6 protein-coding genes and 1 riboswitch are annotated in these 9671 nt (G+C 73.7%); of the genes, 3 read left to right on the top strand and 3 right to left on the bottom strand.

What is annotated here, in order from left to right; all coding sequences use genetic code 11:
* Nucleotides 1–1454: flavin monoamine oxidase family protein (locus ACSNOD_RS23455; protein ID WP_436769005.1), on the top strand; the 1454-nt coding region annotated here is incomplete at its 5' end.
* An 85-nt stretch (nucleotides 1455–1539) separates the two neighbouring features.
* On the opposite strand, the gene ACSNOD_RS23450 is transcribed toward ACSNOD_RS23455, so the two are convergent.
* Nucleotides 1540–2235, bottom strand: coding sequence for a DUF5995 family protein (locus ACSNOD_RS23450; RefSeq protein WP_436769007.1), 696 nt, complete (start codon nucleotides 2233–2235; stop codon nucleotides 1540–1542).
* A gap of 215 nt (nucleotides 2236–2450) precedes the next feature.
* On the opposite strand from ACSNOD_RS23450, the gene ACSNOD_RS23445 reads away from it, so the two are divergent.
* On the top strand, nucleotides 2451–3854 hold the full coding sequence (locus tag ACSNOD_RS23445; RefSeq protein WP_436769004.1) for a uracil-xanthine permease family protein: 1404 nt from the start codon (nucleotides 2451–2453) through the stop codon (nucleotides 3852–3854).
* 10 nt (nucleotides 3855–3864) lie between these two features.
* On the opposite strand, the gene ACSNOD_RS23440 is transcribed toward ACSNOD_RS23445, so the two are convergent.
* Nucleotides 3865–5109 carry an MFS transporter gene (locus ACSNOD_RS23440; RefSeq protein ID WP_436769003.1) on the bottom strand — a complete coding sequence of 415 codons (1245 nt, stop codon included), beginning with the start codon at nucleotides 5107–5109 and terminating at the stop codon, nucleotides 3865–3867.
* Nucleotides 5110–5294: 185 nt separating this feature from the next.
* Complete coding sequence (locus ACSNOD_RS23435) at nucleotides 5295–7631, bottom strand: chitinase C-terminal domain-containing protein (protein ID WP_436769002.1); 2337 nt, start codon at nucleotides 7629–7631, stop codon at nucleotides 5295–5297.
* A gap of 592 nt (nucleotides 7632–8223) precedes the next feature.
* A riboswitch (FMN riboswitch) is annotated at nucleotides 8224–8354 on the top strand.
* 185 nt (nucleotides 8355–8539) lie between these two features.
* On the opposite strand from ACSNOD_RS23435, the gene ribD reads away from it, so the two are divergent.
* On the top strand, nucleotides 8540–9671 hold a 1132-nt coding region (ribD, locus tag ACSNOD_RS23430), incomplete at its 3' end, for a bifunctional diaminohydroxyphosphoribosylaminopyrimidine deaminase/5-amino-6-(5-phosphoribosylamino)uracil reductase RibD (RefSeq protein WP_436769006.1).

The raw sequence follows: 9671 nt of genomic DNA, 5'->3' as shown, positions 1-9671 counted from the left end.
GCGGGCGGCTGCGCACCGTGGGCTTCGAGGGCTGCCCCGCCGACGGCGAGGAGCTCACGGCCGAGATGGGCGCGATGCGCTTCCCGCCCTCCTCCACCGCCTTCCAGCACTACATCGACCTGGTGGGCCTGGAGACCAAGCCGTTCCCCAACCCGCTGGCCCCCGACACCCCCTCCACGGTCGTCGACCTCAAGGGCGAGTCCCACTACGCCGAGACCATCGACGACCTGCCGCAGGTCTACCGCGATGTGATGAACGCGTGGAACGCCTGCCTGGAGGAGGGCGCGGACTTCTCCGACATGAACCGCGCCATGCGCGAGCGCGATGTGCCGCGCATCCGGGAGATCTGGGCCAAGCTCGTCGAGAAGCTCGACAACCAGACCTTCTACGGCTTCCTCTGCGACTCCCCGGCGTTCAAGTCCTTCCGCCACCGCGAGATCTTCGGCCAGGTGGGCTTCGGCACCGGCGGCTGGGACACCGACTTCCCCAACTCCATCCTGGAGATCCTGCGCGTCGTCTACACCGAGGCCGACGACCACCACCGCGGCATCGTCGGCGGCAGCCAGCAGCTCCCGCTGCGGCTCTGGGAGCGCGCCCCCGAGAAGATCGTCCACTGGCCGTACGGGACCTCGCTCGCCACGCTGCACGGCGGCGAGCCCCGGCCGGCCGTGACCCGGCTGCACCGCACCGCGGGCAACCGGATCACCGTCACCGACGCCACCGGCGACATCCGCACCTACCGGGCCGCGGTCTTCACCGCGCAGTCCTGGATGCTGCTCAGCAAGATCGAGTGCGATGACGAGCTGTTCCCGATCGACCACTGGACGGCGATCGAGCGCACCCACTACATGGAGTCGTCCAAGCTCTTCGTGCCCGTGGACCGGCCGTTCTGGCTGGACAAGGACGAGGACACCGGGCGCGACGTGATGTCGATGACGCTCACCGACCGGATGACCCGCGGCACCTACCTCCTCGACAACGGGCCGGACAAGCCCGCCGTCATCTGCCTCTCGTACACCTGGTGCGACGACAGCCTCAAGTGGCTGCCGCTCGACGCCAACGAGCGCATGGAGGTCATGCTCAAGTCGCTCTCGGAGATCTATCCGAAGGTCGACATCCGCAAGCACATCATCGGCAACCCGGTCACCGTCTCCTGGGAGAACGAGCCCTACTTCATGGGCGCGTTCAAGGCCAACCTGCCCGGCCACTACCGCTACCAGCGGCGCCTGTTCACGCACTTCATGCAGGACCGGCTGCCCGAGGACAAGCGGGGCCTCTTCCTCGCCGGCGACGACATCTCCTGGACCGCCGGCTGGGCGGAGGGCGCCGTGCAGACCGCGCTCAACGCGGTGTGGGGCGTCATGAAGCACTTCGGCGGCGGCACCGACGCGAGCAACCCGGGCCCCGGCGACGTCTACGACGAGATCGCGCCGGTGGAGCTCCCGGAGGACTGAGGCGGCGTTCCGGCCGCGCCCGCGCGCCCCGGCCGGGGTCCGAACCGGGCCCCGGCCGGGCCCCCGCGCCGCGGCCGGTGTCCGCTCATCCCAGCGGGGTGAGCAGGCACCGGCCCACCATGCCCACGCTCGAGTCCACCCCCTCGATGAACTCGCCGTACACCTCGGGCAGGTCCCGCAGCCGCCACAGCACCCGGGCCGCCGCCCACGCGGCGTCCCGGGCCCGCTCCAGGCTCCACGCGCCCAGCAGATGGGTCAGCGGGTCGGCGATGTCCAGCAGATCGGGGCCCGGCATCAGATCCTCGCGGATGCGCTCCTCCAGGGCCGTCAGCACCTGGCCGACCCGCTCGAAGTCGCCCTCCACCTCCGCCGGTTCGCACCCCCGCGCCGTACAGGTGTCCACCACCGACAGCGCCAGGTCGTGCCCGATGTGGGCGTTGATCCCGGCCAGCGCGAACTGCAGCGGACGCACCCCCGGGTGGCGCCGCAACTGGAACAGCGGCCGCCAGCAGGCGGGCGGCCGATGGCCGCCGGCGGCCACCTCCACCGCCGACAGATAGCGCTCGGCGAACCGGGCGCTCAGCTCCGCCGAGGCCAGCGGATCGCGGAAGAGCCCGTCCGCGCTCCGCCGGACGACCTCCTCCGTCACCGTCAGATAGACGCGGTTGAACACCGCGATGCCGTCCCGCGCCGGAAGCGCCCGGGCCAGCTCCCGCATGCGCTCCACCGCGTGCTGCACATCGGCCGCCGGGCGACGGCGGGTCGGCTGGGGCTCGATCATCGGCACGCGACGCATGTGCACAGCGTGACATTCGAATGCGGAGCGTGAGGGAAATTCCCCGCGGTGTGACCGGAACGGGGGACGGCCGCCGCGCGGTAGGTCGCTCGATTGGGGATCAGTGGGTCCTCTGGACTACCGTTGGCGCGTTTTGGACGATTCGGGTCGTGGCCACGGCGCGCCCGGATCGCAGGGATCGCACAGCGGGAGACACGTACATGGGCCTCGGAGTGGGTTGGAAGCTGCACGGAGACGGGCGCAGCCCCGCACCGGGGGCCGTGGTACGCCCCGACGAGCGGCTCTCCTGGACGCGGACCGTCGGCCTGGGCGCGCAGCACGTGGTGGCGATGTTCGGCGCCACCTTCGTCGCCCCGGTGCTCATGGGGCTCGACCCGAACCTCGCCGTCATGGTCTCGGGCGTCGCCACGATCTTCTTCCTGCTGGTCACCCGCGGCCGCATCCCCAGCTATCTGGGCAGCAGCCTCTCCTTCGTGGGCGTCGCGGCGATCATCGCCAAGGAGGGCGGCGACGCGGCCACCCTCACCGGCGCGCTGCTGGTCGTCGGCGTGGTGCTGCTCGCCTGCGGCCTGGTGGTCCAGTCGCTGGGGGCCAGGATCGTGCACGCCGTGCTGCCACCGGCCGTCACCGGCGCCGTCGTGATGCTCATCGGCTTCAACCTGGCACCCGTCGCCGCCGGCACCTACTGGTCGCAGGACCAGTGGACCGCGCTGGCGACCCTGCTCTTCACCGGCTTCGCCCTCGTGGTGCTGCGCGGCTTCTGGAACCGCATCGCCATCTTCCTCGGCCTGGTCTTCGGCTACGCCCTCTCCTGGGTGCTCGACCGGGTCTTCGGCCGCATCCACTCGGCCACCGGCGGCGGACAGGTCACCGACCACTGGCGGCTGGACCTCGGCGGCGTCGCCAAGGCCGACTGGTTCGGGCTGCCCAGCCTGCACGCCCCCAGCTTCGAGACCTCGGCCGTGCTGGTCGCCCTGCCCGTGGTGATCGCCCTGATCGCCGAGAACGCCGGCCATGTGAAGGCCGTCGGCGAGATGACCGGCGACCCGCTGGACGACCGGATGGGCACCGCGATCGCGGCGGACGGCGCGGCGACCGTCCTGGCCACGGCCGTCGGCGGCCCCGCCACCACCACCTACGCCGAGAACATCGGCGTCATGGCCGCCTCCCGGGTCTACTCCACCGCCGCCTACTGGGCGGCCGCCGGCTTCGCGATCCTCTTCGGCCTCTGCCCCAAGTTCGGCGCCGTGATCGCGGCCGTGCCGGGCGGCGTCCTCGGCGGCATCACGGTGATCCTCTACGGCATGATCGGCCTGCTCGGCGCGAAGATCTGGATCGAGAACGGCGTCGACTTCGGCAACCCGCTCAATCTGGTGCCGGTCGCGGCGGGCGTGATCGTCGGCATCGGCAATGTGTCGCTGGAGTTCAGCGACTCCTTCTCGCTCAGCGGGATCGCCCTGGGCACGATCATCACCCTCACCGGATACCACGCGCTGCGGCTGCTGGCGCCCGCGCACATGAGGGAGCAGATGGCCAAGGAGAAGCCGCTGTTCGACGCGGCCGTCCCCGGGGAGGACACCGGCGCGCGGGACACCCGCGGCTGACCCGCGCGCCTCACGCGGGGTCGACGGCCCTCGACGGCGGCGGCGCCTTCGCCACCGCGCCGCCGCCGTGGCCCGCCGAGCGCAGCACGCCCGCGCCCAGCACCAGCCCCAGCGCCAGGGCGGCCACCAGCCCGAAGGACACGGTCAGCGACGTGGCGTCGGCGATCGCGCCGGTGGCCGAGGGGGCGATCAGGCCCGAGGTGTACGTGATCGTGGCCACCCCCGCGATCGACCGGCTCGGCGCGTCACCGCTGCGGCCCGCCGCCGCGAAGGCCAGCGGCACCACCACGGCCACCCCCACCCCGAGCAGGGCGAAGCCGGCCAGGGCCGTCGCCGGGTGCCCCGCGAGGACCACCAGCAGACAGCCCGCGGTGGCCAGCGCCCCGCTCACCCGGACCGTGCGCACCGGCCCGAAGCGGCCCACCACCGCGTCCCCCAGCAGCCGCATCCCGGTCATGGTGCAGGCGAAGGCCGTCGTGGAGGCGGCGGCCACCCCCGCGGAGGTGCCCAGCACATCGCGGAGGTAGACCGCCGACCAGTCGAGGCCGGCGCCCTCCGCGTACACCGCGCAGAACCCCACCGCGCCGATGGCCAGCGCGGCCCGCGGCGGCAGCGCGAAGCGCGGCGGCGGATGCTCCTCGGGGCCGCCGCGCACGTCCAGCACCAGCCGGCACACCCCCAGGCCGGCCAGGGTCAGCACGGCGGCGGCCGCCGGCAGATGGAGCCGGGCGTCGAGGCCGGCGTGCGCCGCGACCGCGCCGGCCGCCGAGCCCAGCAGCGCGCCGGCGCTCCACATGCCGTGCAGCCCCGACATGATCGACCGGCCCACGCGGTCCTCGGTCTCCACCCCGAGGGCGTTCATCACCACATCGGCCATGCCGGACGTTGCGCCGTACACGAACAGCGCGGCACAGAGCGCCGGCAGGCCGGGGGCGAAGGCGGGCAGCGCGAGCGAGCCGGTCCACAGCGCGAGCAGCCCGGCCAGCGCGCGCCGCGAGCCGAAGCGGTGCGCGATCCGGCCGGCCACCGGCATCGCCACGGAGGCGCCGACGGCCGGCAGCGCGAGGGCCAGCCCCAGCTCCCCGGCGCCGATGCCGGTGTGGTCCTGAATCCAGGGGATACGGGTGGCGAACGTGCCGGTCACGGCGCCGTGGACGGCGAAGACCGCCGCGAGCGCCAGCCGGGCGCGGCGCACGGACCGCGGGGCCGTTCCCGGGCCGCCGTCCCCGCCGTTCGGGCCGTCCGATGAGCGCATGCGCCCCATCGTGCCGGGTCGCCGCGGGCGCCGCGCGCCATTTTGTACGACTGGTGGTGCCGGGTGCCCGGAGGGCGGACGCTGCGCGCCGCCGGGCACCCGGGACTCGTGGGGGGCGTGAAGGCGCGCGGGGCGCGGGGCGGGTGCGGGGCCCGCTCTCGTCGGCCGGCCCCGCGCCCCCGCCGTCAGCAGGCGCCCAGGTCCTGCCAGACGCCCCACTGTCCGGTGGTGCCGGGCTCCTCGCCCTGCGTCCACCACTTGGCCTTCCAGCTCCTGCCCCGGTGCGCGACCTGGCTGCCGCCGGTGTACGCGGTGGCCCGGTCCCAGGCGGGCGCGGTGCAGCCGCCGCCCGTGGTGCCGCCGGTGGTGCCTCCCGTGCCGCCGGTGGTCCCGCCGGTCGTTCCTCCCGTGCCGCCGGTCGTTCCGCCGGTCGTGCCTCCCGTGGTCGTCCCGCCGGTCGTCTGGCCGCCCGGGTCCGCCGGCCTCGTACCCCGGGCGTGATCGCCGGCGAGCCCGTACGTCCGGCCGCCCAGCGTCACCGTCCAGTTGGACGGGGTGGACGTCGGCAGGTAGTAGACGACGGCGACGTCCACCGAGGCGCCGGGTGCCAGGGACTGCCAGCCGGGCAGCTTCAGCGACACCCGGTGGTAGTCGCCCTTCAGGCCGCCGATGTTGTTCGGTGCCGTGTGGTCGCTGCGCACCACCGTCGCCCCGAAGCCGGACTGGTCCCGGAAGGTGCCGGGTGCCGAGGTCGCGTAGTCGAACCGGAACTCGGTGCCGCCGGGCAGCGCCGTCCGCGTGTTGTTGGTGATGCGCAGCTTGGGGCTGATCGGGTAGTTCGAGTCGCCGAGCGGGAAGTCGACGAAGTCGACCTTGATGTCGAGCGTCTCGGCCGGCATCTCCACGGTGGCGCGCCGGGCGCCGTACGGGGCGGCGGTGGCGAAGCGCTCGTGCAGGGCGGTGGTGAGCGTGTCCCCGGCCTCGTACTGCCCCTTGGCGGCGTTCCAGCCGTAGTCGCCGGCCAGCTCCCAGATCATCGCGCCGCCGATGCCCCGGTCCGCCACATAGTCGGCCTTGGCTTTGACGGACTGCTCGTCCTCGGTGGAGAGGAACACCTTCTTCTGCGCGTTCCACAGCCAGGGCGCGGTGAGCGTGGCGTCGTACCGACGGGCGTACTCCCCGGTCAGCCGGGTGTCCGCGGGGAGGCCGTAGCGGGTCACGTAGTCGCCGACGATGCCCTTCTCGAGGTTCTTGGCGTGCCACATGGGGTTGGAGCCGGCCGGGGACTCCTTGCCCGCGGTGTCCTTGTCGTGCCAGAGGTTGTCGATGCCGACGGCGCCGTCACCGCACTTGGTGAGCCCGGCCCCGGCGGGGCAGCTGGTCGAGGGTGCCCTGCCCCACAGGCCGTCCGTGCCGCCGGTGACGTTCTTCCAGCCGCGGGTGTAGTACGGCAGCCCGATGTTGATCCGGCCGGCGGGCAGGGAGCCGCGGAAGTAGTGGTACGCCCAGTCGGTGTTGAGATAGCCGACGCCGCCGTACTGGGCGGTGCCGTAGACACCCGCGGCGGCCAGTTCGCCGTCCTTGCCGTCGTCGTACAGGGCCGCGTTGGGGCCGACGAACTCGTTCCAGGCGCCGTGCAGGTCGTACGACATGATGTTGACGTAGTCCAGGTACTGCTGGACCTGGTGGGTCTCCATGCCGCGCAGCAGATAGCCGGAGGAGGGGGCGGCGACGGTGAGCAGATAGTGCTTGCCGTCCGCGGCGCCGGCGCGGTCCAGCTTCTCGCGGAGCGTCTTCATCAGGGCGGCGTAGCCCTTGACGAGGCCGGCGCGGCGGCCGTTGGCGAGGGGCCAGTCCAGCGGATTCCCGGCGTCCTTCATCGACGTCGGGTACTCGTAGTCGATGTCGACGCCGTTGAAGCCGTACTTCTTGAGGAAGGCGACGGTGGAGTCGGCGAAGGTGTCGATGCCCGCCTGGTTCACCGAGCCGTCGGCGTTGGTCGCCATGGCGTAGAAGCCGCCGGAGTTCACCCGGGTGCCGTTCTCGTCGATGTACCCGCCGGTCTCGGCCCAGCCGCCGACGGAGATCAGCGTCTTGACGTCGGGGTGCCGCTTCTTGAACTTGTTCAGCAGGTTGAAGTGGCCCCGGTAGGGGAGCGCGGGGTCCATGTCCGCGCCGGCGACGCCCGGCCAGGTCATGCCGGTGGCCGGGTTCTTCTCGCCGTCCGCGCCGACCGAGATCCTGTGGTCCGGGCCGACGTGGGCGAAGGCGTAGTTCAGGTGGGTGACCTTGTCCCAGGGGATGTCCGGGGCGAGGTACGCGGGCGTGCCGTCCTTGCCGGTGCGCCAGCCGGTGAAGTACCCGATGACGCGGCGCTGGTGGCCGGTGCCCATCTTCTCGCGGCCGGCGCTGTCGTAGACGGAGCAGTACGGGACGTCGACGCCGGGGGTGGTGTACAGGCCGTCCGGCCGGCAGGAGCCGTGGTCCTCGGCGTGGGAGGGCGTGGCGGTGAGGGTGCTCACCAGCAGCCCGGTCAGCGCGGCGGCGCAGGCGGCGAGCGCGGTCGCGGCGCGGCGGCGCCCTCCCCGGGCTCCTGGTTCTCCCGGGCTTCTTGGATCTCTCGGGTCTCTTGGGTCTCTCGAAACTCTTCGTCCGATCAACACGGGGGGCCTCCGAAACATGCTCGGTGGGGGGCATGGTGGCCAGGACGTTAAAAGGACTAGACCAGCACGTCAATAGGTATGGACCAATGAACTGGGCGGCGTCCAGCGGGGGTTGAGTACGAGGGCGGCGTCCTGTGGTGTCGCGGCCGAGGGGTCGCGCGGCCGGCGAGCGCGCCGTGCGGGGTCGCCGTAGCGGCGGCGGCCGATCGGGTGACCGCGTCCGCCGCCCGAAAGCCGGTGCCGCCCGCGCCTTGACACGCCGCCCGGGGCCCGCGCCGCCCGTGCCGGACGCGTCGCCCTGGGCCCGTGCCGCCCGCGCCGGGGGCCGCACTCGCCGTGACCTCGAGCCGCCCGTCGGCGAAACCCGCGTGCCGCGTGAGTCAGGCCACACCCGGCCGCCCTCCACCCCGGTGGAGTGACCATGGCAGACTGGTGCCCGTATCAGTGACGTCAGCGCACTCCGGGGTCGGTGAAAGTCCGAACCGGCGGTTACAGTCCGCGACCCGTCCGCCGCCAGCGGCCGGTTGACCAGGTGAAATTCCTGGACCGACGGTTAAAGTCCGGATGGGAGGCAGTGCGCGGCGGGTTGCCATTGGTACGCCGTCGCCGACGGCTCGTCCGCGCTCCCTCGTCGTGGACGGGTTCGTTCCGCCCCGGCGTTCCCGATGCCGCGTCCCGCTTTTCTGTCATCTCGACAGCCCCGGAGTCCGTGCCCGAAGAGGCAGGAGGACCCGGTGGCCGACCAAGCCCCCACGGAGATCGCGGCCATGCGGCGCGCCATCGCGCTCGCCGCCCGTGCGCTCGGGTCCACCAGTCCCAACCCCGTCGTCGGCTGTGTCGTCCTCGACGCGGAGGGCCGGGTCGCCGGCGAGGGCTGGCACCGCCGGGCCGGCGGCCCGCACGCCGAGGTGCACGCGCTGCGCGCGGCGGGGGAGCGGGCCCGGGGCGGCACCGCCGTCGTCACCCTCGAACCGTGCAACCACACCGGCCGCACCGGCCCCTGTGCCCAGGCGCTGCTGGCGGCCGGGGTCGCCCGGGTCGTCTACGCCGTGGCCGACCCGTTCCCCGCCGCCACCGGCGGCGGGGCGACGCTGGCCGCCGCCGGGGTCGACGTGGCGGCCGGGCTGCTCGCCGACGAGGCCGAGGCCGGCAACATCGCCTGGCTCACCGCCGTGCGCCGCGGCCGTCCCTTCGTGCGCTGGAAGTACGCCGCCACCCTCGACGGGCGGAGCGCGGCGGCCGACGGCAGCAGCCGCTGGATCACCTCGCCCGAGTCCCGGGCGGACGTGCACCGGCTGCGGGCCGAGGCCGACGCCGTCGTCGTCGGCTCGGGCACCGCGCGCGCCGACGACCCCCAGCTCTCCGCCCGCCTCCCGGGCGCCGCCGGCGCCGACGTGGTCCAGCCGCTGCGGGTCGTGGTCGACACGACGGCCACGGCCGTGCGGCCCGGCGCCCGTGTGCTCGACGGCGCCGCGCCCACCCTGATCGCCGTGGCCGAGGACGCCGACACCGCGCGCCTGGACGCCGCCGTCGCCGCCGTCGCGTCCGTGGCCGCCGGCCCGGCGCCGGGCGCCGAGGTGGTGCGGCTGCCGTACGCGGCCGGCGGGCGCGGTCTCGACGTCCCCGCCCTGCTCGCCGAGCTCCAGGCCCGCGGGGTGCGCTCCGTGCTGCTGGAGGGCGGCCCGACGCTGGCCGGCGCGTTCGTCGCGGCAGGCGCCGTCGACCAGGTCGTCGGCTATCTGGCGCCCGCGCTGCTTGGGGCCGGTTCGACCGCGCTCGGTGACGCCGGCATCGACACCATCGCGCGGGCCCTGCGGCTGGAGTTCACCGACGCCACGCGCATCGGCCCCGACCTGCGCGTCACCGCCGCTCCCCGCCCCGCCGCCGGAACCGCGGCCG

It is taken from the genome of Streptomyces sp. URMC 123, from assembly GCF_051386515.1.
Lineage (GTDB): Bacteria > Actinomycetota > Actinomycetes > Streptomycetales > Streptomycetaceae > Streptomyces.
This window is presented reverse-complemented; position numbering and strand designations above follow the sequence as displayed.

Coding starts and splice junctions, on each gene's coding strand:
- ACSNOD_RS23450 (WP_436769007.1), bottom strand. CDS start 2,235: ATGATCGAGCCCCAGCCGACCCGCCGTCGCCCGGCGGCCGATGTGCAG.
- ACSNOD_RS23440 (WP_436769003.1), bottom strand. CDS start 5,109: ATGCGCTCATCGGACGGCCCGAACGGCGGGGACGGCGGCCCGGGAACG.
- ACSNOD_RS23445 (WP_436769004.1), top strand. CDS start 2,451: ATGGGCCTCGGAGTGGGTTGGAAGCTGCACGGAGACGGGCGCAGCCCC.